This is a genomic window from Aquamicrobium aerolatum DSM 21857 (genome assembly GCF_900113935.1).
Lineage (GTDB): Bacteria > Pseudomonadota > Alphaproteobacteria > Rhizobiales > Rhizobiaceae > Aerobium > Aerobium aerolatum.
Genome location: NZ_FORF01000014.1, coordinates 12220 through 37589 on the forward strand (window position 1 = coordinate 12220; position 25370 = coordinate 37589).

24 protein-coding genes and 1 tRNA gene are annotated in these 25370 nt (G+C 58.8%); 18 read left to right on the plus strand and 7 right to left on the minus strand.

Annotated elements, in window-relative coordinates; translation table 11 throughout:
* Positions 1 to 23 precede the first annotated feature (23 nt).
* On the plus strand, positions 24 to 236 hold the full coding sequence (locus tag BMZ42_RS12425; RefSeq protein WP_091522865.1) for a hypothetical protein: 213 nt from the start codon (positions 24 to 26) through the stop codon (positions 234 to 236).
* 16 nt (positions 237 to 252) lie between these two features.
* Here BMZ42_RS12425 and BMZ42_RS12430 read toward each other — a convergent pair whose 3' ends face one another.
* Positions 253 to 1239, minus strand: coding sequence for a diaminopimelate dehydrogenase (locus BMZ42_RS12430; RefSeq protein WP_091522867.1), 987 nt, complete (start codon positions 1237 to 1239; stop codon positions 253 to 255).
* A 146-nt stretch (positions 1240 to 1385) separates the two neighbouring features.
* Here BMZ42_RS12430 and BMZ42_RS12435 point away from each other — a divergent pair, with 146 nt between their 5' ends.
* The 8 genes from BMZ42_RS12435 (at position 1386) to phoB (ending at position 11662) form a co-directional block, all read left to right on the plus strand.
* Entirely contained in the window at positions 1386 to 1859 is a 474-nt protein-coding gene (locus tag BMZ42_RS12435; protein ID WP_091522869.1) for a hypothetical protein, read from the plus strand.
* A 261-nt stretch (positions 1860 to 2120) separates the two neighbouring features.
* A complete protein-coding gene (locus tag BMZ42_RS12440) occupies positions 2121 to 5387 on the plus strand; it encodes a PAS domain-containing hybrid sensor histidine kinase/response regulator (RefSeq protein ID WP_244523249.1) in 3267 nt (1088 codons plus the stop codon).
* A gap of 91 nt (positions 5388 to 5478) precedes the next feature.
* A complete protein-coding gene (locus BMZ42_RS12445; protein ID WP_091522872.1) occupies positions 5479 to 6519 on the plus strand; it encodes a PstS family phosphate ABC transporter substrate-binding protein in 1041 nt (346 codons plus the stop codon).
* Positions 6520 to 6650: 131 nt separating this feature from the next.
* The gene (gene pstC, locus BMZ42_RS12450; protein WP_091523057.1) at positions 6651 to 7988 is read left to right on the plus strand and encodes a phosphate ABC transporter permease subunit PstC; all 1338 of its coding nucleotides are present in this window, start codon (positions 6651 to 6653) and stop codon (positions 7986 to 7988) included.
* 1 nt (position 7989) lies between these two features.
* A complete protein-coding gene (gene pstA / locus BMZ42_RS12455) occupies positions 7990 to 9363 on the plus strand; it encodes a phosphate ABC transporter permease PstA (protein WP_091522874.1) in 1374 nt (457 codons plus the stop codon).
* A 29-nt stretch (positions 9364 to 9392) separates the two neighbouring features.
* Entirely contained in the window at positions 9393 to 10238 is an 846-nt protein-coding gene (gene pstB, locus BMZ42_RS12460) for a phosphate ABC transporter ATP-binding protein PstB (protein ID WP_420492469.1), read from the plus strand.
* A gap of 20 nt (positions 10239 to 10258) precedes the next feature.
* Positions 10259 to 10957, plus strand: coding sequence for a phosphate signaling complex protein PhoU (gene phoU / locus BMZ42_RS12465; protein ID WP_091523062.1), 699 nt, complete (start codon positions 10259 to 10261; stop codon positions 10955 to 10957).
* Positions 10958 to 10972: 15 nt separating this feature from the next.
* Positions 10973 to 11662, plus strand: coding sequence for a phosphate regulon transcriptional regulator PhoB (phoB, locus tag BMZ42_RS12470; RefSeq protein WP_091522877.1), 690 nt, complete (start codon positions 10973 to 10975; stop codon positions 11660 to 11662).
* 13 nt (positions 11663 to 11675) lie between these two features.
* Here the strand turns inward: phoB and BMZ42_RS12475 are convergent, their stop codons facing one another.
* The gene (locus tag BMZ42_RS12475) at positions 11676 to 12917 is read right to left on the minus strand and encodes an ROK family protein (protein WP_091523064.1); all 1242 of its coding nucleotides are present in this window, start codon (positions 12915 to 12917) and stop codon (positions 11676 to 11678) included.
* Between the two features lie 178 nt (positions 12918 to 13095).
* Here BMZ42_RS12475 and xylF point away from each other — a divergent pair, with 178 nt between their 5' ends.
* From xylF to BMZ42_RS12490, 3 genes are all read left to right on the plus strand, one after another.
* Positions 13096 to 14139: a D-xylose ABC transporter substrate-binding protein gene (gene xylF, locus BMZ42_RS12480; RefSeq protein WP_091522879.1), complete on the plus strand. Its 1044-nt coding sequence runs from the start codon at positions 13096 to 13098 to the stop codon at positions 14137 to 14139.
* 98 nt (positions 14140 to 14237) lie between these two features.
* Positions 14238 to 15551 (plus strand): sugar ABC transporter permease, encoded by a 1314-nt coding sequence (locus BMZ42_RS12485; RefSeq protein ID WP_091522881.1) that lies wholly within the window; start codon positions 14238 to 14240, stop codon positions 15549 to 15551.
* An 11-nt stretch (positions 15552 to 15562) separates the two neighbouring features.
* On the plus strand, positions 15563 to 16351 hold the full coding sequence (locus BMZ42_RS12490) for an ATP-binding cassette domain-containing protein (RefSeq protein ID WP_091522882.1): 789 nt from the start codon (positions 15563 to 15565) through the stop codon (positions 16349 to 16351).
* 78 nt (positions 16352 to 16429) lie between these two features.
* On the opposite strand, the gene BMZ42_RS12495 is transcribed toward BMZ42_RS12490, so the two are convergent.
* Positions 16430 to 16687 carry a glycine zipper domain-containing protein gene (locus BMZ42_RS12495; protein WP_091523066.1) on the minus strand — a complete coding sequence of 86 codons (258 nt, stop codon included), beginning with the start codon at positions 16685 to 16687 and terminating at the stop codon, positions 16430 to 16432.
* Positions 16688 to 16876: 189 nt separating this feature from the next.
* Here BMZ42_RS12495 and BMZ42_RS12500 point away from each other — a divergent pair, with 189 nt between their 5' ends.
* The 4 genes from BMZ42_RS12500 to BMZ42_RS12515 all read left to right on the plus strand — a co-directional run bounded on the left by BMZ42_RS12500 (position 16877) and on the right by BMZ42_RS12515 (position 20523).
* On the plus strand, positions 16877 to 17797 hold the full coding sequence (locus BMZ42_RS12500) for a site-specific tyrosine recombinase XerD (RefSeq protein WP_091523068.1): 921 nt from the start codon (positions 16877 to 16879) through the stop codon (positions 17795 to 17797).
* Positions 17798 to 17871: 74 nt separating this feature from the next.
* Positions 17872 to 18822: an acetyl-CoA carboxylase carboxyltransferase subunit alpha gene (locus BMZ42_RS12505; protein ID WP_091522885.1), complete on the plus strand. Its 951-nt coding sequence runs from the start codon at positions 17872 to 17874 to the stop codon at positions 18820 to 18822.
* Between the two features lie 284 nt (positions 18823 to 19106).
* Positions 19107 to 20279: a L,D-transpeptidase family protein gene (locus BMZ42_RS12510; RefSeq protein ID WP_091523070.1), complete on the plus strand. Its 1173-nt coding sequence runs from the start codon at positions 19107 to 19109 to the stop codon at positions 20277 to 20279.
* Positions 20272 to 20523: a sulfurtransferase TusA family protein gene (locus BMZ42_RS12515; RefSeq protein WP_420492468.1), complete on the plus strand. Its 252-nt coding sequence runs from the start codon at positions 20272 to 20274 to the stop codon at positions 20521 to 20523. Before BMZ42_RS12510 ends, BMZ42_RS12515 begins: the two co-directional genes overlap by 8 nt.
* A 6-nt stretch (positions 20524 to 20529) precedes the next feature.
* On the opposite strand, the gene BMZ42_RS12520 is transcribed toward BMZ42_RS12515, so the two are convergent.
* Entirely contained in the window at positions 20530 to 21633 is a 1104-nt protein-coding gene (locus tag BMZ42_RS12520; RefSeq protein WP_091522890.1) for a CobW family GTP-binding protein, read from the minus strand.
* A 3-nt stretch (positions 21634 to 21636) separates the two neighbouring features.
* The gene (locus tag BMZ42_RS12525; protein WP_244523251.1) at positions 21637 to 22731 is read right to left on the minus strand and encodes a D-alanyl-D-alanine carboxypeptidase family protein; all 1095 of its coding nucleotides are present in this window, start codon (positions 22729 to 22731) and stop codon (positions 21637 to 21639) included.
* Between the two features lie 199 nt (positions 22732 to 22930).
* Between BMZ42_RS12525 and BMZ42_RS12530 the strand changes: the two genes are divergently transcribed.
* Complete coding sequence (locus BMZ42_RS12530; protein WP_091522893.1) at positions 22931 to 24094, plus strand: M20 aminoacylase family protein; 1164 nt, start codon at positions 22931 to 22933, stop codon at positions 24092 to 24094.
* A 182-nt stretch (positions 24095 to 24276) separates the two neighbouring features.
* Positions 24277 to 24353 (plus strand) — tRNA-Arg (locus BMZ42_RS12535).
* 27 nt (positions 24354 to 24380) lie between these two features.
* On the opposite strand, the gene BMZ42_RS12540 is transcribed toward BMZ42_RS12535, so the two are convergent.
* The gene (locus tag BMZ42_RS12540; RefSeq protein WP_091522895.1) at positions 24381 to 24614 is read right to left on the minus strand and encodes a hypothetical protein; all 234 of its coding nucleotides are present in this window, start codon (positions 24612 to 24614) and stop codon (positions 24381 to 24383) included.
* A gap of 192 nt (positions 24615 to 24806) precedes the next feature.
* The gene (locus tag BMZ42_RS12545) at positions 24807 to 25280 is read right to left on the minus strand and encodes a YciE/YciF ferroxidase family protein (RefSeq protein WP_091522897.1); all 474 of its coding nucleotides are present in this window, start codon (positions 25278 to 25280) and stop codon (positions 24807 to 24809) included.
* Positions 25281 to 25370: the final 90 nt, after the last annotated feature.

The window sequence follows — 25370 nt, forward strand, 5'->3', positions numbered from 1 at the left end:
CGGGAGAGGTTCTGCTGAATCCGATGCGCAGCGGGCCGATTGCCGAGGTCGAGGCGCGCAATGAAGAGCAGGCGCGAATGGCCCCGAAAGATACGGAATATGCTGGGCATCCTGATTTTTCACAGGATGCTGCCGGCAACAAGCCGCCCCGCGGCATTGGAAATAGCGAGCCTCTCAACGACGTCGAGGAAAAAACGCGGCATTCGGAGGGCGTTGAGCCCTCGCGCGATGCTTGAGAAGTTGAATGGCGCCTTACAATTGTTCGCGGCGCAGTTCCTCAGCGCTCTTTGGTGACAGGAGACCGGGCGCGACATCGAACACTGTGATTGCGCCGTGCTGTCCCATCGCATTGAGGCGGTGCACCGCTCGTGCGTAGGCGACCAGCACGCTGGCCGTAAACTCCGGATTGCTGTTGAGCTTGAGCCCGTACTCGATCACCTGCGGGGTCTCGGGTGAGGTATTGCCGCTGCGGATCACGAAGCCGCCATGAACCATTGCGTGATGATCGCGGGCCAGTTCCTCTGCCGAGATGAAATTCACGGTCGTGTCATATTCATCGAAGTAATGCGGCATGGTTACGATCGCCTGGCGGATTGCCTCGGCATTGGCACCCTCTTCCAAGACGACGAAGCACTCTCGACGATGCTTTTCACGGGTGGTGAGCGTGGGGCGTTCAGAGTTGCGTACGCGATCAACCGCTTCCTTGATTGGCCGGGTATACTGGACTGCGCCGGCCACGCCTGGAATGCGCCGTACGGCATCCGAGTGGCCCTGACTGAGACCATCGCCCCAGAACGTATAGGTAGCTCCATCCGGCAGGAGCGCTTCGCCGATGATGCGGTTGATCGAGAACATGCCCGGATCCCACCCGGCAGAAATCAGCGCCGTGCGCTTGTTGGCGCGCGCAGGAGCGTCGACCGAATCGAAATATTCCGGAATGCGTGCGTGGGTGTCGAAGCTGTCAACAGTGTTGAAAAGAGCGGCAAGTTCGGGCCCCTGCCGAGGCAGATCTTCCTTTGAGCCACCGCAGAGGATCAATACGTCGATGTCGTCGGTGTGATTGACCAGCTCTGTCATTGCATAGACGGGCGTTGCGCTGTCGCGCGGGGTCAACTGATCCGGGGAGCGTCTTGTGTAGATCCCGACCAGCCGCATGTCAGGGTTTTTCGCGACGGATGCTTCCACGCCACGTCCGAGATTTCCATGCCCGGCGATAGCGATCCGGATTTGCTCTGCCATAATTACGATTCCTTTATGCGTCGCGAACCGGCAGAGGGATAGCAAACCCTGCAGAGCGATCAAGAACTCGTTGATCAACGGTGTGTTGCATCGCTCCGATCCAGCACTTATCAGTTGAGGAGTGGTTTGGTTTCGGAGGTTTCCCGGTGACGACAGCGACAGGCGCGTTGTTGGCAGTTGCAGCAGGGCTTGTGCTTCATACCGTGACACCTGAATTGTCCGGTGGCTATGCACCCGATGTCAGACGTTTCGTAGGCTCCGATGCAATTGGCAACTTGCAGCCAGACGACGAAGACCTTCAATTTCTGGCTGACTATAATACGGCGATGTCTCAGCAGCGCGGGAGGGGCGAGGCGTACTATGTTTGGCACAACGACCAGCCCTTTGAAGTTCCCTTTTTTTGGGTAGCTGAGGATGGCAGTTCCGTTCGCAGAATGACGGACGGCGTGTTCCTTCTGACGATGGCGTCGCCGCATCGCGATTGGTTCTTCCTGATCCATTGTCACGCTGCCGGCTGGCCGATGTTCTATTGTACCGATGGTCGTGAACGGCAGATGGCAGCGCCCGATCTCGCCACGACGATCTTCGACGATGTTGCTTATCGCCGCGTGCTGCCCTGACGGCCAGGCGTGGTGTTGAGGCGGTACGGCAAGGCGTTTGCCTGCGGGATGAAACTGCGCTTAGATGCAAGTTCGACTGGCACGTATATGGTTAGCATATCGTTAAACCTTGCCGTGCACACTTCATGCTGACCAAAACCGGCGGGGGTATCAGCGGTGGCACTGCGGGGGGGACGCAACGCAATCGACTCAGATCGAAAAGCTGAGGGTAGCGGCGAGATCATTTCTGGGCGCAACAGAACGCATGGTGAAGGGCACCAGTTGCGCTTAAGCGCGTTTCTTGATCCGGGTCAGCTTGACGATCTGCTCGCTGCGAGCGCGGACTGGCTCTGGGAGACGGATGCGAACCACCGCATCGTGTTCGTGTCTGAAGGATTTCAGGCGCAGACCGGCATTGCTCCGGAGCGCGTCGTCGGCCACACCAGCTTGTATCGGCTAATGAATGGAGCAAATTCCAGCGACAATTCGGGCCATCTGGATGATCTTGCCGGAGAGCGTCCCTTTCGCGAATTTGTCTGCGAACTGAAGGATGCACGCCAATCGTGTCGCTGGGTTTCGCTGTCGGGTGTCCCGCGTCACGATGATGCGGGGGCACTCCTGGGTTTTTGTGGTGTCGGCCGCAATGTCACCCACCTTGTTGAGAGGACAAAACCAGATGCCGGGCCGAACCTGCAATTGGCGCGGGCGGTGGTGGACAGTCTGTCTCACCCGCTTTTTGTCAAAGATGCGCGGCTCAACTTCGTAACGGTGAACGACGCATTTGCTGCGTTGATGGGAATGACGGCCGATGCACTTGTTGGCCATCCGATCGGCGATTTCGTAAGTGCCGAACAGGCCGCCGCTTATGAGCTCAATGAGCGTCATGTTCTGACGACTGGCACAATTTATGAAGCCGAGGTTGATGTCAGGCAGCGCGATGGTTCCAAGACGCGGATCGTCCGAAAATACCGCATCCAATCTGCGTCGGGGGACGAGTTTGTCGTTGGAACGTTCTTCGATGTGACAGATCTGAAGCGTCGCGAGCGTGAAATTCAGGCGATGCATGACTATCTCGCAGATGTTCTGGAAACGCTGCCGGCGGCAGTCATCATCTATGACAGCGAAGACCGTTTTGTGCTTGCCAATCGCAAGCTTCACGACATGGTCCCGCTGCTTGCCCCGACCTGGAAAAAGGGAACGCCCTTTCGCGATGCGCTCGAGCTTGGCCATCAGGTCGGCTATTTCCGAACCAGCGGCGACCCGGCGATTGATGCCTTGTACGATCAGGATTTCGAGGCCTGGGCGGCAGCATATAATGGACGTCGCAAGGCTGGCGCGACCTCAGAGCGACGGATGCCGGATGGGCGGTGGTTCAAGGTGTTTGATTCGCGCACCGCTGATGGTTCGCATATCGGTATTCGTCTGGACATCACGGAGCAGAAGAACCGCGAAGCCGAGCTTCGCACAAGCATGGGCGAAATCGAGCTCTACAAGCGGGTGCTCGATGAGTTACCGGTTTCGGCCTATGTGAAAACCGAAGATCTGGCGTTTGAATTTGTCAATCAGATCTGGTGCCATATTGCAGGGGTGAGCAAGGAAGACGCAATTGGCAAGACGGACATCGATATTTTTGGCGATGCCGGCAAGGCGTTTGCGCAGCGCGATCTGGGCGTGATCGCGACGGGCAGGACCAACGAGACGGAAGAGGAAATTCTTCAGAGTGATGGAACGACACTGCACGTTATCGCCAAGAAGAACCGTCTGATCGATGCTGACGGGCGTGTGCATCTGATTGGCTCCAGCACTGACATTTCGGAGCTGAAGCAGCGCGAAAGAGAGCTTGAGGAAGCGCAGCGTCGAGCGGTTCTGGCGGATCGTGCCAAATCGGAATTTCTCGCCAATATGAGTCATGAAATCCGCACCCCGATGAACGGTGTTCTGGGGATGGCGGAGTTGCTGGCCAAGTCCGAACTGGATGCGCGTCAGCGCACTTTCACCGACATCATCATCAAGTCGGGACATGCCTTGCTGACGATCATCAACGATATTCTCGATTTTTCGAAGATAGATGCTGGTCAGCTGGTGTTGGATCCCGGCCCTTTCGATCTGGCGGAAGCGATCGAGGATGTCGCCACGCTGGTGGCAAGTCGCGCAAAGGAAAAGGATCTGGAGCTGGTGGTGCGAGTGCAGCCCGGCTTGCACGATCATTATATTGGTGATGTGGGACGCATACGCCAGATCATCACCAACCTGTTGGGCAATGCGGTGAAGTTCACCGACGCAGGCCATGTGCTGATCGATGTCAGCGGTGAGATGCGCGGCAATGTGACGGCCCTGCGGGTTGAAGTGCGCGACACAGGGATTGGGATTCCTGCGGACAAGCTTGATCTGGTTTTCGACAAGTTCAGTCAGGTTGATACGACGTCGACCCGCCGACATGAGGGGACCGGTCTCGGGCTGGCCATTACGTCGCGTCTCGTCACGTTGATGGGCGGAGACATGGGGGTCAGCAGTGTTGAAGGGGAGGGGGCGACTTTCTGGTTCTCGACCGAGCTCGGTCACGCGGAGCGCCGGGAAAACCGGAAAACACCACCGCTGGATGTAACGGGCGCGCGCGTTCTTATCATTGACGATAACCTCATCAATCGATCAATCCTGCTCGAGCAGACCTCGATGTGGGGCTTTGATTCCTGCGCCGCGGAAAGCGGGCAGGAGGGGCTTGCGGTTCTTGAGGCCGTACGGAAGCGCGGGCTCGCAGTCGACTGCATCATTCTCGACTACCAGATGCCGGGCATGTCCGGCGCTGAGGTCGCCCAGATTGTTCGCGGCACACCACAGATCGCGACAACACCGATTGTCATGCTGACTTCGGTGGACCAGAGTCTAGGACAGCCTGGCTACAAGAGCCTGGCCATTGACGGACATCTCATCAAGCCCGCTCGATCTTCCGTGTTGTTGGAGACTGTTGTAGCGGCGATCCAGAAGCATCGCGGCTTGAAAACGTCTGATGTTGTTGAGAGGCCGGAGGACGCAGCGCCACTTGTCCCGGTTCAACCGGAGCTGAAACCGCGACCTGCGGCATCGGTGAAGCGGGGGCGGCGGCTTGCGCCCGGTGTTGCAGGGGTCGTGCATCGCGTTGATATCCTGGTCGCCGAAGACAATGAGGTGAACCAGCTGGTGTTTTCGCAGATATTGGGCGAGACCGACTTCACCTACGAGATCGTCAGTAATGGGCGATTGGCGGTGGATGCGTTCAGCACAATGATGCCGCGCATGATCCTGATGGATGTTTCTATGCCGCAGATGAACGGGCTTGAGGCAACGGCGCGCATCCGTGGCGAAGAGCGCGTCATGGGTGGCAGAATCCCGATCATCGGGGTGACGGCCCATGCGCTGAAGGGTGATCGTGAGCGTTGTCTGGAGGCCGGAATGGACGATTATTTGTCCAAGCCCATCAGCCCGAAGGCACTTACGGACAAGATCGCCAAGTGGATACAGAACGCGCTTGATGAAGCGCCCGCAAGAGCCGGCCACGCATTACCGAGCTGACATCTAACTGTCATCTGGCTGTTACAAACCCCCTTTATTGCCACTCCCGACGCAAGGACGTCGTATCCCAATTCCGTACTGGAGTAGGCACATGATCAAGTTTTTCCTCGCAGCGACCGTGGCTTCGGTTGCCGTCGCCGCATCGCTCGGCGCAGCTTCGGCACAGTCGCGCGACACCATGCAGATTGCAGGTTCGTCCACCGTTCTTCCGTTCTCCAGCATCGTGGCTGAGGAGTTCGGGCAGGCGTTTCCGGAATTCAAGACGCCAGTCGTCGGCTCGGGTGGCACCGGCGGTGGACTGCGCCAGTTCTGCGCTGGTGTTGGTGACAATACCATCGATATCGCCAATGCTTCGCGCCGCATGAAGGCTGCAGAGATCGAATCCTGCAACGCTGCCGGTGTTAACGATATCCGTGAAATCCAGATCGGCTATGACGGCATCGTCTTTGCCTCGAACGCGTCGAAGGGTGAATTCGCTCTTGAGCCGGTCCATGTCTTCAAGGCGATTGCCGCGCAGGTCGCTGTTGATGGCAAGCTGGTCGACAACCCATACAAAAGCTGGAACGAGATTGATGCGTCGCTGCCAAATCAGCCGATCAGCCTTGCGATCCCGGCTTCGAACCACGGTACCCGTGAAGTCTTTCAGGAAAAGGTGATCGCGGATGGCGCCAAGGCCGCCGGCTTGCCGGAGCTTTCCAAGGAAGAGCTCGAAAAGGTCACCACCACTTTCCGTCAGGATGTCGTGATCGAGATCGCCGGTGACTACACCGAGACGCTTTCGCGCCTCCAGTCCAATGCTGACACGATCGGTGTGTTCGGTCTGTCGTTCTATGATCAGAACCGCGACACCCTCAAGGTTGCGACCGTTTCCGGTGTCACGCCGTCGCTTGAGACTGTGGCTGCCGGTGAGTACCCGGTGTCACGTCCGCTCTACTTCTACGTCAAGGGTGAGCACATCGGCACCGTTCCCGGCATCAACGAATTCGTTGAGTTCTATCTGTCGGAGCAGATGGCTGGTCTGGGTGGCACCCTCGAAGCTGCCGGCCTGATCCCTGCTCCTGCCGAAGAGACCGCTGCCGTTCTTGCTGCCTTCCAGGAAGGCAAGGCGCTGACCGTCGACGCGGTGAAGTAAGAAAGCCAATCCCTGGCGGGGTTCACCAATGGTGGACCTCGCCAGATTGCCTATAGGCCTGTTTTCGTTCGACGGCTTCGCGGAGCGCGCCCCCAGTGAACACAGCTATCGTCGCCAGCCTGCTTTTGCTCATGCTCGGCTTTGCATACCAGCTCGGCTGGTCTCGCAGTCGCAACATGGCCGTATCGGGCGTCAAGATCCATTCGCGTCCGGCCTACCATGCCTCGCTTGTTGCCTTCTGGGCATTGCTGCCCGCCCTGCTCGTGTTGGGGCTTTGGGCGCTGTTCGGGGACACCGCGACACGCACCTACATCTTGGCGCAGCTGCCAACTGAGATCACCAGTCTTACAGCTGCTGATCTTGAAGTCACGATCCGCCGAATTCGCCAGATTGAGAGCGGTTTTGGTGTCGTTGGCGAGGCGCAGACATATGAGAATTCTGCGGCACAGGCCTTGCGCGAGTTTCGCGCACTGACATTTGCATTTGTCGTTGCGACGGCAGCCGCGACGGGGGCTGTTGGGCTGTTTCTCGCTCAGCGTCGCATCAACCCGCGCCTGCGTGCCCGCAATGAAATCGAGCGCATCGTGCGTGTGTTGCTGATTGGCTGTTCGGTTGTCGCAATTCTGACCACGGTCGGCATCGTTGCATCTTTGCTGGCTGAAGCTTTCCGCTTTTTCACGTTCGTCAGCCCGATCGATTTCTTCTTTGGCACTGTGTGGAGCCCCGGCTTCTCCTCCACGGGGGCGGGTGCCAGCGGCAAGTATGGGCTGCTTCCCCTGTTGTGGGGCACGCTCATGGTCGCGGCGATTGCCATACTTGTCGCGCTGCCGATCGGCCTGATGACAGCAATCTACCTGACCCAATATGCGACGCCGCGCGTGCGCGGCATCGTCAAGCCGATCATTGAGTTGCTCGCAGGCATTCCAACCATCGTCTACGGGTTTTTCGCACTCGTGACGGTCGGTCCGTTTCTGGCAGGGATCGGAAGTGCGCTCGGCCTCGACATCAGAGCCACCAGCGCCTTGACGGCCGGTGTGGTGATGGGCGTAATGATCATTCCGTTCATCTCATCGCTTTCTGACGACGTCATCCGGCAGGTGCCGCTGGCAATGCGTGACGGTTCGCTCGGCCTTGGCGCGACACAGTCCGAAACAATTCGCCGCGTGGTGATCCCTGCTGCGTTGCCCGGCATTGTCGGGGCATTTCTGCTCGCGGTCAGCCGCGCGATCGGCGAGACGATGATCGTGGTTCTGGCGGCCGGCAACAGCCCTTTTCTTCGTCTCAATCCAGGCGAGCCGGTGTCGACCGTGACGGTCACCATCGTCAACCAGCTTACGGGCGATACCGACTTTGCTTCCCCGCAATCCCTGGTCGCTTTTGCGCTTGGCCTGACCCTCTTTGTCATGACGCTCATACTCAACGTCGCGGCGCTATTTATCGTCCGGCGCTATCGGGAGCAGTACGACTGATATGGCCCATTCGTTTACCCCACCGTCGGAACAAGCACTTGATGGTTCGGCAGAGCGCCTGAAGCGCATTCGCGCGGGTCTTGGCAAACGTCATGCAAGGGAACGCCGGTTTCGTGCGCTTGGCATTGCCGCCATCGCGGCGGCGCTCGGTTTCGTCGCCATCCTGTTCTCGATGATCCTCTACCAGGGGCTGCCCGCGTTTACGCAGGCCAACCTCGAGGTTGATGTGCATTTCGATCCGGCGATCGTGAAAGTTGCAGCGCGGCCCGTGCGGGACGCCCAGCAATCTTCTGCCGAGTATCAGCGCGCACTGCTCGACTGGGAGCGCAAGGTCACGATGGTCAACTGGAACCGGGTTCTGGAACAGTCGATCAAGGCTGCGGCACCGGATTTCGAGATCGACACCAAGTCGGCGCTGTCGATTGTCGAGACAAGTGAACGTTTCCGGTTGCGCGACATGTTCGTCGCCGATCCAGGCCTCCTGGGTCAGACAGTCAAGGTCAAAATGCTGGCGTCCGCCAATGCGGACAATTGGCTGAAGGGCAATATCGACCGGAGCCTGCCCGACACGCAGCAGCAATTGTCGCCTTCCGCTCGCATGCTGTCGGATCGTTTCATGGAAGATGGCCAGATGCGCTTTGCATTTGCCTGGCACATCTTCACCAACAGCGATTCACGCTCGGCGCCGGCGTCGGCAGGACTTGCCGGAGCGTTCATTGGCTCGCTTTACATGATGCTGGTCGTGATCGTGCTTGCGGTGCCGATTGGTGTGATGAGCGCCGTCTATCTTGAGGAATTCGCGCCCAAGAACAAGTTCACCGACTTTATCGAGGTCAACATCAACAATCTCGCGGCGGTCCCGTCGATCGTATTCGGGCTGCTGGGCGCTGCCGTTTTCATCAACTATTTTCGCCTGCCATTGTCAGCGCCGCTGGTCGGTGGCCTCGTGCTGACATTGATGACGCTTCCCACCATCATCATCGCAACCAGATCTGCCCTGCGCGCCGTGCCGCCGTCGCTGCGTCAGGCCGCATTGGGCATCGGGGCTTCCAAGACGCAGACCGTCTTCCATCATGTATTGCCGGTGACCTATCCAGGAATTCTCACGGCGACAATCATCGGCGTGGCTCAGGCGCTCGGTGAGACAGCACCGTTGCTGCTGATCGGGATGAACGCTTTCGTGGCGCAGATCCCTGGAAGTCCGCTGGAGCCATCGAGTGCGTTGCCGGTGCAGATCTATCTCTGGCAGGGCAATGAAAACCGTAATTTCTTTGAGGCACGGACCTCAGCTGCGATCATCGTGCTGCTTGGCCTGATGCTGATGCTGAACGCAATCGCCATTTTCCTGCGTGCAAGGCTGGAGCGCCGCAAATGAGAGTTGAACCAAAACAGGAGGCGGCGGCCATGCACATGCCGACCGACAAGATCGTTCCACAATCTGATCTTTACAGCCGCGAGTCGACGACTGCGCGCACACCCGACGAAAATCCACTGCCGGTACGCGTCAAGGCTCGCGATGTCAGTGTCTTTTACGGTCAGAAGCAGGCGCTTTTTGACGTGTCGATCGACGTTCCGGAAAAGTCGGTGACCGCATTCATCGGCCCTTCGGGCTGCGGCAAGTCCACGTTTCTGCGCTGCCTCAATCGCATGAACGACACAATCGAGGGATGCAGGGTATCCGGTCTGATCGCACTTGATGGTTCAGACATTTACGACCCGTCTCTGGACCCGGTGGAACTTCGGGCGCGTGTTGGGATGGTGTTCCAGAAGCCGAACCCGTTCCCCAAATCCATCTATGAGAATGTCGCCTACGGCCCCCGCATCCATGGCCTTGCCCGCAGTCGCAGCGACATGGATGCGATCGTCGAATCCAGTCTCCAGAAGGCGGGGCTCTGGTCGGAGGTAAAGGATCGGCTGCATGAGGCCGGCACGGGTCTTTCGGGCGGCCAGCAGCAGCGCCTTTGCATCGCGCGCGCGATCGCCGTTTCGCCGGAAGTGATCCTGATGGACGAACCATGTTCGGCACTCGACCCGATCGCGACAGCGCGTATCGAGGAACTGATCGACGAACTGCGGCAGAACTACACAATCGTTATTGTCACACACTCCATGCAGCAAGCGGCGCGCGTGTCCCAGCGCACAGCTTTCTTCCATCTGGGCAATCTTGTGGAAGAGGGGCCGACCGATCTGATCTTCACCAGCCCGGTGGAAAAGCGGACGCAGGATTACATCACCGGTCGCTACGGCTGATGGTGCGGAAAGGACAGATGATGGGCCAGCATACAGTAACTTCCTTTGATGAGGATCTGAACGCCATCGACCGCCTGGTCCATGATATGGGCGACCTGGCTGCAGACATGGTCGTTGCATCGACCCGTTCACTGGTCGAGACGGATGCCGTCCTGGCGCAGCGTGTCATTTCCGACGACGCGATCATGGATGCGCGTCAGCGTGAGCTTGATGACAGGGCGATTACGCTGATCGCCAAACGCCAGCCGGTTGCGCAGGATTTGCGGGCCGTTGTTGGTGCGATCCGCATGGCGGCGGATCTCGAGCGAATTGGCGATCTGGCCAAGAATATTTCGAAACGAGTTTCGGCAGTCGGTGAAGGCAGTGCGCCGCGCAGTCTTTCCCACTCGATTGACGCGATGGCCCAATCGGTCGTGGCTCAGGTTCACGAGGTGATTGCAGCCTATGAGGGGCGCGACTCTGAAAAGCTCAAATTGTTGCGGGCAGCGGACGAAAATATCGACATCCAGTATACTCGGGTGTTTCGGGAGCTGCTGACATATATGATGGAAGATCCGCGCAACATCACCACCTGCACGCACCTGCTGTTTTGTGCCAAGAACCTGGAGCGCATTGGTGACCATGTGACCAATATCGCTGAAGATGCCTATTACGTGATGACCGGCATGCAGTTGCCGCTCTACCGGCCCAAAGCCGACGAGACTTCGGTCGCCGACTGACGGAAAGACGGATCAATGATTGCACCAAAGATTATGGTTGTTGAGGACGAGGAGCCATTGGGCGTCCTTCTCAAATACAATCTCGAGGCAGAAGGCTATCAGGTTGAGGTCGTTACGCGCGGTGACGAGGCCGAGTTGCGGTTGCGTGAGAACCAGCCGGACCTGCTTGTGCTCGATTGGATGGTCCCTGCGGTTTCCGGTATCGAATTGTGCCGCCGTCTGCGGATGCGCGCCGAAACTGAGCGCTTGCCGATCATCATGCTGACCGCACGTGGGGAAGAGAGCGACCGCGTACGGGGCCTGTCGACGGGAGCAGATGATTATCTGGTTAAACCTTTCTCGACACCGGAATTGATCGCGCGGGTCAAGGCGCTGCTGCGCCGCGCCAAGCCTGAAGTTCTGTCTTCGGTGTTGAAGGTGGGAGATATCGTTCTGGATCGCGAAACCCACCGCGTACATCGCGGCGAAAGTGAAATCCGCCTTGGTCCGACAGAATATCGCCTACTCGAGTTTATGATGCAAAATCCCGGACGGGTATTTTCACGCGGGCAGTTGCTCGACAATGTCTGGGGCGAAACGATCTATATCGACGAGCGTACGGTCGATGTTCATGTCGGTCGTCTGCGCAAGGCGGTCAATATCGGGAGCCTTCCTGACATCATCCGCACGATCCGGGGCGCCGGATATGCAATCCAGGAAGTCTGAAGGAAGCGCCGCGCTACACGACCTCTTTGCGCGTCGCTCCTGCCGAGACGCTGTTGGCAAAGATCTGCGTGTCGATGACGTTCAGGGCGTGGCGCGCAGATCCCTCGCGGATCAGCGGCATTTCATCCAGTTCCAGATCGAATGAGATAGCGGTGCCATGTTGACCGCCTGCCGTGCGGGCGATGGCTTCGCGCATGGTTGGTTCGAACACGTCGAAGGCTGACGTTCCAAGTCCGACAATGGCGACTGGCGCAGGGTCGAACAGTGCGAACAGACTGCCTAGTCCATAGCCGATGGCTTCACCGGCCCGCTGGAAAGCTTCGCGTTCAGGGCCGGGACCCCTGCGCGCGGCGGCAGCCATTGCGACCATGGTGGCGTCGTCAATGTCGGCAACTGGCTGCGCCTGTTCACTTTCCCCACGTGCATGGCGATAGATTGCATAATTCCCGGCATAAGCCTCGATGCATCCGCGGCGGCCGCAACGGCACAATGCTCCATCCGGCAAGTGATTCATGTGGCCGAATTCGCCTGCCGAGGAGTGCGCGCCGGTGAAGAGGCTGCCGCGCAACATCAGTCCCATCCCGATACCGTTGGACAGAAGGATGGTGAAGAAATTGTCCTGATAGCGCTCGGGGGCGCGCGCGCGCAAAGCCACCGATATCATGTTGCAGTCGTTCTCGACTGTGACGGGAACGTCGAACCGTGCCTCGAGGGCATCAGCAAACGCGACGTCGCTGTGTGGAGTGATTGGCGACCACAACAGCCGACGAGCACCGGAGTCGGTGATGCCCTGCACGGTGAATGTCATGCGCAGCACGGGACCACTTGAAGCGGGCCTGCGTTCCAGAGCCAGGGCTACGGCATCGATGACGGTTCCAACAAGCGCCTGGCGTGACAGTGTCAGTGTGGGAGGGCGGGACAGATCCTGCAGGATCGCCGCGCCGTTATAATCATTCAGGGTTACCGAGAGCGTATTCAGCGAAAGAACGATCGAGACGACTGTGGCAGCTTGCGGATTGAGATCGAGCGCCACCTGCGGACGACCTCGTTTCAGGACGCCGGGTTCGGCCGGCTTTGCCAGCGCAAGGATGCCTTCTTCCATCAGGTCTGAGGAAATGGTGGAGATGGTTGAATGGCTCAGGCCAGTGGCGTTGGCGATCTCCGTGCGCGAAGGCTGCGTGCCACGGCGCACTGCCGCGATCACCATCGCGCGATTACGTTTACGAAGATCGTCGTGCCGCACGCCGACCGTCATCAGCCGTCCTCCCTGCTTTGCCGTCGCCATAGCCTTCTTTCGTGGCGTTCGCCAGCACTGCAGCGGGATATTGACACGGCCTCTCACCTGAGTCATTCTTTTTTTCGGAGCCCGAAATAAAGGCTCGCTGAGAAGTGTGCAAGCACCAGCAAGCGCTTTCGAGCGCAGGGAGGAAATCATGAACAAGTTTGCAACCGCCATGCTGGCGGGTGTTGCCATGTCGCTTACACTGGCAGGGACGGCGCATGCTGCAGGAAAGACCGTTGGCGTTTCGTGGTCGAATTTTCAGGAGGAGCGCTGGAAGACTGACGAAGCAGCCATCAAGGCAGCGCTGGAGGCTGCCGGAAACTCGTATATTTCCGCAGACGCACAGTCCTCTGCCGCCAAGCAGCTGACGGACGTCGAAGCGCTGATTGCACAAGGTGCTGATGCGCTGATCATTCTTGCGCAGGATTCCAGCGCAATTGGTCCGGCAGTTGAGAAGGCCGTGGCCGAGGGCATTCCGGTCGTTGGCTATGACCGCCTGATCGAGAATCCGGACGCGTTCTACCTCACCTTCGACAACAAGGAAGTTGGCCGGATGCAGGCGCGTGCCGTGTTCGAAGCGGCGCCAGAGGGCAATTATGTCTTCATCAAGGGCAATGGTGCCGATCCGAACGCTGATTTCCTGTTTTCCGGACAGATGGAAGTGCTGAAGGAAGCCATTGACGCCGGCAATATCAAGAATGTCGGCGAGGCCTATACCGACGGATGGCTGCCTGCAAATGCCCAGCGCAACATGGAACAATTCCTGACGGCCAACGACAACAACGTCGATGCCGTCGTGGCGTCGAACGACGGAACCGCCGGCGGTGCAATCGCCGCGCTGGAAGCACAGGGGCTGGCAGGCTCGGTACCGGTTTCCGGTCAAGACGCCGATCATGCCGCGCTCAACCGGATTGCGCTCGGCACTCAGACGGTGTCTGTCTGGAAGGACTCGCGTGAACTTGGCAAGGCCGCAGCCGAAATCGCTAACCAGCTTGCCGATGGCACTGCTCTGGACGGTGTCAAGGGTGCAACCAAGTGGTCGGATGGCCCGAATGGCGTGGAGATGAATGCCATCTTCCTCGCGCCCAACCCGATCACGCGTGACAACCTCAATGTCATCATCGAGTCTGGCTGGGTGTCGAAGGACGTGGTGTGCCAGGGTGTGGCTGCTGGCACCGTGGCGGCCTGCAACTGATCCCCGGACTAGACTGAAAACGCCGCGGTTTGATGAAGCCGCGGCGTTTTGCCAGAATGAAACACCGGCCGACGAATTGGGCCGGACGGAGGACGATGATGTCGGACGCCACCGCAGAGGTCCCGGTTGACCGAGCTCGCGCCACGGAAGCTGGGCCGATCGGACGCTTCCTGAACGCCACTGAACTCGACACACGCATGCTGGGGATGCTTGGCGCGCTGCTGATCATCTGGCTCATGTTCCACGTCCTTTCCGGTGGGCTGTTTCTCACCCCTCGCAATTTGTGGAATTTGTCGGTCCAGTCAGCATCGGTTGCGGTGATGGCGACTGGCATGGTGCTTGTGATCGTCACACGCAACATCGATCTGTCGGTGGGCTCGATCCTTGGCTTCGTTGGCATGATCATGGGGGTGACCCAGGCGCAGCTGCTTCCCGGCATTTTAGGATTTGGTCATCCGGCTATCTGGCTGCTGGCAGCCTTGGCAGGTCTGTGCGTCGGCGTGACGATCGGAGCGCTGCATGGTTTTGTCATTGCTTATCTCGGTGTGCCGGCCTTCATCGTTACCCTTGGCGGATTGCTTGTCTGGCGCGGTGGTGCGTGGTGGGTCACAAGCGGACAGACCGTTGCGCCGATGGACGCGACCTTTCGGCTGATGGGTGGTGGGGTTGATGGCTCAATCGGCGCTACGTGGAGCTGGATTGTCGGCATAGTGGCCTGTGTCGCCGTCGTTCTCATGCTGATGAACGCTCGTTCGCAGCGCCGGCGTTTCAGTTTCCCGCGGCGGCCAATCTGGGCCGAAGCATTTCTGGGGGCGGTCACCTGCTCGCTCATTCTCGGTGCTGTCTGGGTTGCAAATTCCTATCCTTGGCCAGTCGGTATCGTGCGTCGCTACGCGCAGGCAAACAACATCGAGATCCCGGAAGGGGGCCTGTTCATCGCGCATGGCATTGCCATTCCAGTTCTGATCGCGTTGGTGGTTGGGATTGCGATGACCTTCATCGCCAACCGCACCCGTTTTGGCCGCTATGTTTTCGCTATTGGCGGCAATCCGGAAGCTGCTGAACTTGCCGGCATCAACACACGCTGGGTGACCATGAAAATCTTCATGCTGATGGGCGGTCTGGCTGCCGTCGGCGCGATGATCTCGACCGCGCGCCTCAATGCGGCGACCAACGCACAAGGCACTCTCGACGAACTTCTCGTCATCGCGGCTGCGGTGATTGGCGGCACGTCCCTTTCAGGTGGTGTCGGCACGATTGCGGGAGCGATGCTGGGAGCGATGCTGATGCAGTCGCTTGCCTCGGGCATGATCCTGCTCGGCGTTGATACACCTCTGCAGAATATCGTTGTCGGTCTGGCGCTTGTCGTCGCCGTCTGGCTCGACACTGTCTATCGCCGCCGTGTCGGTTGAGGAGAAACGTGATGGCACAGGAAGCCACCCCCCCGCTGGTTGAGCTGAAGAACATTTCCATCTCGTTCGGCGGCATTCAGGCTGTTGATGACGCGTCGCTTGATCTGCATGCTGGAGAGGTCGTCGCTCTTCTCGGACACAATGGTGCCGGCAAGTCGACGTTGATCAAGATCCTTTCCGGCGCTTACCGTCGTGACGCCGGAACGATCCTAGTCAAGGGCGAGGAAGCGGTGATCGGAAACCCGCGCGACGCCAAGAAATATGGGATCGAGACGATCTACCAGACACTGGCACTGGCCGATAACGTCGATGCGGCGGCGAATCTTTTTCTGGGTCGGGAACTGCGTACGCGGTGGGGCACGCTTGATGACGTGGCAATGGAGTCGCAGACGCGCAAGGTCATGGGCCGACTCAATCCGCGCTTTCAGCGTTTCAAGGAGCCGGTGTCAAAGCTTTCCGGCGGCCAGCGACAATCGGTGGCGATTGCGCGAGCGATTCATTTCGACGCGCGCATCCTGATCATGGACGAGCCGACGGCGGCACTTGGCCCACAGGAAACTGCGCAGGTCGGGGAGCTGGTCAAGCAGCTGAAAGCCGACGGCATCGGCATTTTCCTTATCAGCCATGACATCCACGACGTGTTTGATCTCGCCGACCGTGTTTGCGTGATGAAGAACGGACAGGTGGTCGGGACGGCACGCACGCAGGATGTGACCAAGGATGAAGTGCTGGGGATGATTATTCTGGGTAAATGTCCGCCAGGGGCGGTTCCCGGACCAGGGGCTGCGCCACTTTCCTGACACTTGTCAGAAACGAAAAAGGGAACCGCGAAGGTTCCCTTTCTTACTGGAGAGGAGAGAGCCCCACTCAAGTCTTGATTAGCAGCGCGCTTCGTACACGCGGTTGTACTGGTCGCGATAACGGCACCAGCCCGAACGCGTCGTGCTGCGACCAATCAGGTAGCCCGAAGCACCACCGATTGCGGCGCCTGCCAGCGCGCCTTCAACGCGGCCTGTCGTTACGCCGCCAATTGCAGCGCCTACTGCCGCGCCGCCTACAGCCGTCTGTTCTGCAGTCGAGCAGCCAGCTGTTGCCAGTGCGGCAACGCTCGCAATTGCCAATACAAATTTTCTCATACCTGCCTCCATTTGACGCATTGCCCTTCAACGCCCAGATTGCCGGTACGCTGTGTCGGCATCAAGACATTTTCACAAAATAGCCCAGCTTGATAAACAACTTGCAACTGGTTTGGAACTCCTCAAACGTCAAACGGTTCCATATTTGACTTTTTGCAAAGCCGAATAAATTCCCTTGCGAGCGTGATGATGAGCAGTGCGGTCCGGATTGAAGCATTCCTGGAGATGATGAGCGCGGAGCGTGGTGCGAGCGGCAACACGCTCGATGCGTATCGCCGCGACCTTGAAGATGCTGACGCGTTTTTGGGCCGCAAACTCGCAGTCGCCTCCGTTGACGATATCCGCAACTGGCTGGATGATGTTGCAGTCCGAGGGTTTGCCTCGTCATCACAGGCGCGAAAACTCTCCGCCATGCGGCAGTTTTTTCGCTTCCTCTATGCCGAAGGCATCCGCCAGGATGATCCGACCGGGGTGATTGACGCCCCGCGCAAGCAACGTTCATTGCCAAAGACCATGCAGGAAGACGCGGTGACACGGCTTCTGGAGCGCGCCGAGACAGAAAAGGCGCAGGCGCGTGACGATGAGGCTTGGTTCGCCGCCTGCCGGCTGCACGCACTGGTCGAGACGCTTTATGCGACGGGGCTGCGTGTTACCGAACTGGTCAGTCTGCCATTGAGCGTTGCGTCGCGCGACGAGCGCTATTTCGTCGTTCGGGGCAAAGGCGGCAAAGAGCGAATTGTTCCATTATCACCCAAGGCGAAGGATGCGCTGAAAGACTGGATCAAGGCACGCGCGGCACAGCCGAGGTTTTTGGACAGTCTATTCCTGTTCCCGGCAGCATCTGAAAGCGGTCATCTCCCGCGTCAGGTTTTTGCGCGTGAGCTGAAGGCGCTCGGTTCACGTTGTGGCGTTCCAGCGGCGAAATTGTCGCCGCATGTTCTTCGGCACGCTTTTGCGAGCCATTTATTGCAGAATGGCGCGGATTTGCGTGCAGTTCAGCAATTGCTGGGGCATTCGGACATTTCAACGACACAAATCTATACCCATGTGCTCGAAAACCGGCTTGTCGAACTGGTCAGCAAGAATCACCCGCTTGCCGATCAGGCCTAGGCTCGCTATGTGAAAACCCGAAATAGCCGTTCTGGCTCCCTGGGCGTCAAGCCATCTCCGGATCAAAGCTGCGTATGTTCAATTATCTCGATTTCGAAAAACCTGTCGCTGACCTAGAGGGCAAGATCCTCGATTTGAAGACGCTTGCCCAGAATGGGGAAGCTGTCGATGTGGCTGACGAAATCGCGCGACTTGAGAAGCGTTCCGGCGATGCGCTGCGAGATGTCTACAAACAGCTGACGCCATGGCAGAAGGTCCAGGTCGCGCGTCATCCGGACAGACCGCACTGCCTCGATTATGTCGGCAAGCTGTTCACCGACTTTACACCGCTGGCAGGTGACCGTGCATTTGGCGAGGATAATGCCGTTATTGCCGGCTTCGCGCGGTTCAACGGTGAGTCGGTCGCGATACTCGGTCTGGAAAAGGGTAACGACACCCAGTCGCGTCTCAAGCACAATTTCGGTAGTGCGCGCCCGGAGGGTTACCGCAAGGCGGTCCGGGTGATGGAGATGGCGGATCGGTTCGGTATTCCGGTGGTCAGCCTTGTCGATACTGCAGGCGCCTATCCCGGCATTGGTGCGGAAGAGCGTGGGCAGGCCGAGGCGATCGCGCGTTCGACGTCGGTTTCGCTTGGCCTGAAGGTTCCGAACATCTCGGTGATTATTGGCGAGGGCGGGTCGGGTGGCGCCATTGCGATTGCGGTGGCCAACAAGGTCTACATGCTGGAGCACTCGATCTATTCGGTGATCTCGCCGGAGGGTGCAGCGTCGATCCTGTGGCGCGACACGACGCGTTCGAAGGACGCGGCCACCAACATGAAGATCACGGCTCAGGACTTGCTCGATCTGAAGATCATCGACTCTATTATCGCCGAGCCTCTCGGTGGCGCGCATCGCAACCGTGATGCGGTGATCGAGGCGACCGGCAAGCAGATCGCAAAGGGATTTGCCGAGCTGGCAAGCGCTGGCACCGACTATCGTGAGCATCGCCGCGAGAAATTTCTTGCTATGGGGCGTACGCTTTAGCGCTCCATAGATCTGGCCGATTTGCTCTGTCCTTGCGGGTGTGAAAACGGGATCTTTGGACAGGTTTTTGCCGGTTCGGGATCGGAGAGCCGGCTTTGCCACAATATTGCCGCGTGAACCGCTTCTTCGTTCCCCTGATGAACTTCGCGTGAACTCCTTCCTGTCGGTGTAGCTGGTAAGGAATCCTCAAGGTTAACGGGCGTAGTTGTCGGAACGAACCAGACATGATGTTTCGGAAGGAAGCTCACTCCGAAACTCCAACCAAGGCTAGAGTTGCGATCGCCATGAATACCAGCTTCGCCCGTGCCGGCCTGTTGCTTGCAGTCCTTGCGTTTGCCGGATGCAACGGGACTTTGGAAGACATTGCACCGAAGGCGGAGAAGAGCCTTCCGCCGGCTCTCGTGCAATCAATGCGGGTCAAGGGTATGACCCAGACCTCCCCGATCATGGTTCGCATCTTCAAGGAAGAGGCGAAGCTAGAGGTCTGGAAGCGCAAGGATAACGGGCGTTACGACCTGGCTACCAGTTACGAAATCTGCAAATGGTCGGGTCAGCTGGGGCCAAAATTTACCGAGGGTGACCGTCAGGCTCCCGAAGGCTTCTACTCTGTTCGTCCACATCAGATGAACCCGACGTCTCAGTATCACCTTGCGTTCAACATGGGGTTTCCGAACGCCTTTGACCGCGTGAACGGGCGGAATGGTACGCATCTCATGGTGCATGGCGCGTGTTCGTCCGCTGGCTGCTATTCCATGACCGACGCCCAGATGGAGCAGATCTATGCGTTCGCGCGCGATGCTTTCAAGGGCGGTCAAAGCGAGTTCCAGATTCAGGCCTTTCCGTTCCGGATGACGGCGGCCAACATGGCCCGCTACAGAAATGATCCGAACTACCAGTTCTGGACCATGCTGAAAGAGGGCTACGACCATTTCGAGATTACCAGGGTGCCGCCGAAAGTTGACGTCTGCGGCAAGCGCTATGTCTTCAACCAGGAGCTTGAAGCAGGACGCAGCTTGTCTGCTGCCGCGGCATGCCCGGTGACGACCCAGCCCGAATCCTTGCGTGTTGCCTATGCAGGCTACAAGGCGAAGTATGATGCCGCGTTCCAGGCAGCGCTCGATGGGCAGGGCGCAGGTAAAGTAGCGCCGGTCTCCGAGACGATTGATGGGCTGAAGGAAGCGGCGCTTGTTGCTGACTGGTCTCGCCGCAGAGCGCGTGGAGAGCGCGTCACGCCGCAGCCGCCGACAATGGAAGCACCGCATATCCTGTTGGCCGACAAGGAACGTGCCAAAGGCCCGGTCACCACGCCTGCCATTGCGGCAGCGCCAACGCCAGCACCAGCAGCTGCTTCGCCGCAACAGGCGGTGGTGGAGGCTGCGGCGCCGACGGATGGTGCAAAGCCGGAATCTGCGCGTCCTAAGCTTACCCAGCGCCTTCTGGGCATGTTTGGTGGCTGACTTGGTCCGCCAGGAGCCTTGCGATCTTTATGATCTGCGTGGGCTCAATTGTCCGTTGCCTGTGTTGCGCAGCCGCAAGCGGCTGGCCGGCATGGCGCCCGGCGCTCAATTATGGGTCGAGACCACCGATCCGCTGGCAGTGATCGACATCCCGGCATTTTGCCATGAAAGCGGCCACCGCCTCTTGAGCACTCTCGCCGTTGAAGGTGGCCACCGTTTTCTCATTGAGCGCGGTGACGCGTAGCGGCCGTTACGGGCGGTAGCCGGCGATTGCGAGCGGGTTGTCCTGAAGTGCGGCCCGATCCGGGGTGTCGATTGATGGAGCCCCCATGAATGCCGAAAACAGGCGCTGCACATAAATATCCGGCATGTCGAAGGTGATGAGCACGAGCCGCACACCACGTGGGCCTTCCGGCCATGAGGTGAGGCGCGCTGGTGGATGCAGAAGCTTCTGCACACCATGAATGACCAGCGGTCGCTCGGGGTCTTCCACAAGCTCGATCACGCCTTTCATGCGCAAAAGCTTGTCGCCCTGCGTGGAGCGCAGGATATCCAGAAATGCCTCGATTGCGCCAAAGGAGACCGGCTGAGGATGCACTAGCGATAGTGTCCTGACGCGGTCGTCGTGATGATGGTGATGTGTGTGGCCGCAGCCGTCATCATGCGTATGGTCGTGATCATGATGGGCGTCCGATAGCTCCCCGAGCCATCGGTTAAGGTCAGCTTCTCGTCGCTTGGGGTCGTAGAGCCCACAATCGATCAGCGCCGTTGCTGAGGCTGAATCCGCGCGAAGGAAGGTAGCACGTGGGTTCAACGAGTTCAGACGCGCCGTCAGTGCTTCAAGCTCTTTCGCCTCGGCAAGGTCAGCCTTGGCGATAACGATCCGGTCAGCCACTGCGGCCTGGCGGACGGCCTCCTGATGAGCATCGAGCGTGGCAGAGCCGTTGACGGCGTCCACGACGCAGATCACACCATCGAGCCGTAGCGCTTGCGTCAGGACAGGATGGCCCATCACGGCCTGCAGCACCGGAACGGGGTCGGCAAGCCCGGTTGTCTCGATCACGATCCTTTTGAGCGGTGCGATGCGCCCGGTCTGCATCCGGTCGATCAGATCAGCCAGCGTGTCCACCAGCTCGCCGCGCACCGTGCAGCACAAGCAGCCATCGGCCAGTTGGATCAGCCCGTCAGATGCCTGCTCGACGAGCATGTGATCGATAGATATCTCCCCGAATTCGTTGATGATAACGGCTGTCGATTCGAGTTCGGGGTCTTTGAGAAGCCGGTTGAGAAGAGTGGTCTTCCCCGCGCCGAGAAAGCCGGTGAGGATGGACACTGCGATCGGAGCGTGGGCCATCTGTTACCCACCCTGCGCGCTGGCTGCGACCGGAACATAGTCGGTCGGACGTGGTGTCGGGATCGGCACATCTGCATAACGTGGTGCCTTGGATTCCGGGCCCGTGGCGCCTCCCAATGCCACGGTGACGGCAATTGGCGTACGCGTTGGTTCCCGCAGGTGAGGCGACTTGAATGCCGGCTTGCCGCTGGGTGCGCGCGCTTCCGTGACTGCTTTCCAATGTGCTTCGGTGCAGATGGTCGAGCGCAGGTTGACTGCTTGCTTCGGTTCGCGGCCGCTGGGACGTAACTGACCGATATAGGGTGCGTCGGTTGCAGCTGTGGCGAAGCCGCGGGCGAGGAGATCGGCAGTCTTGTCGCCGCGCGCTTCCACAGTGGGTTCGCCAATGACAACGGCCAGAAGATTACGCCCGTTGCGGGAGGCGGTCGCGATCAGGTTGAAACCTGACGGGCAGGTATAGCCGGTCTTCATCCCGTTGGCGCCATCGAAGCGTCGGATCAACTCGTTGGTGTTGTCGATCGTCTTGTTGTCAACGACGATCGCCTCGAGCTCATAATATTTTTTGTACTGCGGAAATTCGTTTCGCAGTGTCATCGCCAGCACTGCAAGGTCATGCGCATTGGTGACCTGCGCGTCTGCGTGCAGACCGTGCGCATTGACAAAATGAGTGCCGCTCATGCCGAGGCGGCGGGCTTCAGCGTTCATCCGTTCCACGAAGGCGGATGATGATCCCGCGATGCTTTCGGCGAGGGCCGCGGAAACGTCATTGGCGGATTTGACCATCAGGATCTTGATTGCACTGTCGACCGTCAACACCGATCCGGGTTTGAAGCCCATGCGGCTGGGTGGCTCCTTGGCGGCACGCTGCGAAATTCGAACGGGCGATTTCATCGTGACTTCACCAGCGGCAATCGCGCGATAAGTCACATAGGTCGTCATCAGCTTCGTCAGCGAGGCTGGGTACCAGGGCGCGAAGGCATCCTCAGCAGCGAGCACCTTGCCGTTGTCCAGATCGAGCAGCAACGAAGGCCCCGCCTGTAGTGCGCCGGTGAAGCAAAGCATTGCCGCAATTGCGGAACCGACAGTCTTTCCCCGCATGATCAATCCATTCGTTTCTTGCCGCGGCCGTCCCCGATAACCATGAGCCGCCAATGACGGCCTGTCATGCTGGTTGCGACTCTGCGGGACTGTATTTGGTCCAGCTACTTAACCTATGTGACCTCAAGATGGCAAAGCGTTGCCAGTCTCCCCACGTCTTATTACGATGCCGGCAATTCACCAAAGAGGACGACTGCCAATGCCCATTCTGAACCGCGTTGCCGAACTGCATGAAGAAGTGACGGAATGGCGTCGCCATCTGCATACAATCCCCGAATTGTTGTACGAAGTGCACCAGACGGCGGCATTCGTAGCCGACAAGTTGCGGGCGTTCGGTTGCGATGAGGTCGTTACGGGCATCGGCCGGACGGGTGTGGTCGGCTTGATCAAGGGAACGCGAGGCGACGGTCCGGTGATTGGCCTGCGCGCCGACATGGATGCATTGCCGCTCAACGAGATCACCGGCAAGCCCTATGCTTCGCAGACGCAGGGCAAGATGCATGCCTGTGGCCATGACGGCCACACTGCCATGTTGCTGGGCGCAGCGAAATATCTGGCTGAGACGCGTAATTTTGCCGGTTCCGTCGCAGTCATCTTCCAGCCGGCGGAGGAGGGCGGCGCCGGAGGCAAGGCGATGATCGAAGACGGGCTCATGGACCGTTTCGGCATTCAGAGCGTTTTCGGCATGCACAACATGCCAGGCCTGCCGGTCGGCCAGTTTGCCACCCGTCCGGGACCGCTGATGGCGGCCACCTGCGAATTCACCATCACCGTGCGTGGCAAGGGCGGGCATGCCGCCATGCCGCACCTGTCGATTGATCCGATCGTCACGGCAAGCCAGATTGTAACGGCGCTGCAAACGATCACCGCACGCAGCATCGACCCGCTTGACTCCCTCGTGGTGTCGGTCACGAAATTCCATTCGGGCGACGCCAATAATGTGATCGCGCCGTCGGCAGAGCTTGCCGGCACGATCCGCACGCTGCGCGACGAGGTCGGTGAACTTGCCCGTGCGCGCATGGTCGAGATCTGCAACGGGATCGCCGCCGCCAATGGCGCGCAGGTGGATGTCGCTCTGGACATCAACTATCCGGTGACCTTCAACCATGCCGAGGAGACAGATTTCGTCATCGACATCGCGACGCAGATTGCCGGACAGGGCAATGTTGACGGTGCTGTGAGCCCGACGATGGGTGGTGAGGATTTTTCCTACATGTTGCAGGCCCGTCCCGGAGCGTTCATCTTCGCGGGCAACGGCGATACGGCCGGTCTTCATCACCCGGCCTATGACTTCAACGACGAGCTGATCCCGCACGGTATTTCGTATTGGGTGAAGCTCACAGAAGCTGCATTGGCCCGCTAGGGCATTTCCGCTTTTCGTAGCCTCGCGGAATTGCTCTAACTCATTGTCTTCATGCAATTTCGATCGCAAAACCGCTACGCGTTTTTGCTGGAATTGTCATAGCTGGCAACAAGAAATACGGACGGACGGGGGCTTGCAAATGTATTGGCGAACCCGTCCGAACCGTTTATACCGCCTTCAGCGGTCCCGTAGCTCAGTAGGATAGAGCACCAGATTCCTAATCTGGGGGTCACAGGTTCGAATCCTGTCGGGATCACCACGGCGTTGTTTTTTCGGTTCCTGCGCCTCACGCGCCCGAGAATTTCACCGCCACGCCACGCTGACGAAAATAGGCCTGCATCAGCTTGCGACCGGAGCGGTTGTTCTGGGCCAGTCGGGTCGGGTCAAACTCTGCTTCTTTGACACCTTCGCGTTTCATCGCTGCCTTGAGCGTCGCGATGTGCTCATCGATTTCCGCATTGTCGGCGCCAAGAGACGCGTAAACTGCCTCGATGGCGTCGGCTACAGTCTGTTCGCTCACCGCTTTACTCCTCAATCATATGTCGGGCTGAACTACGTTGCCCTGGAAGCGCCTTTTTCAATCGCGCTTTCTTGCCCATATTCGGGCGGAGTGGCAAGCGCCTGGCAGTGGCAGTCGTTTTTTCATGTCTCGGCGGCGAGCTCAGCACAAACCCGCCACTTGCGGTGGCGGGTTTGTGCTTGAGACGTGATGTCACTTCTTGTTTAGCGAGGTGACCGCCAGGTTGGTCAGCTTGTTGTTGGCTGCTTTTTCCTGGTCGAGAATTTCGCTGAGAAGCGTATGTGCTTCATCGTGGCCGAGGAGTTTGGCCCATTCACGCAGCGAGCCGTAGCGCGAAATCTCATAGTGCTCGACAGCCTGGGCTGCGGCCAGCAATCCGGCATCGAGCGCGGTGCCGGAGGCCTCCTTCATCAACCCTTCCGATTCCTTGATCAGCCCCTCAATGGCGTCGCATTTCTCACCTTCCGCCGTAACGCCGATGGAAGCGAAGACTTTCTTGAGTTTCTTGATCTGGTCTTTCGTCTCGGCCAGATGGGTGTCGATAGCCTTCTTGAGGTCGGCGCTCTTTACCGCATCCGCCATTTTCGGGAGCGCTTTGGTCAGTGCATTTTCCGCGTAGTAGATGTCCTTGAGGGTATGCTCGAACAATTCAGCCATCGTTTTCATACTGCGTCCTTTCTCGAACGGAGCCCCGTTGTGAGAATGTCCGACGCAGGGACAAGTTCCGCCCGGCAGGCTTGAAAACGCAGTTTGAAC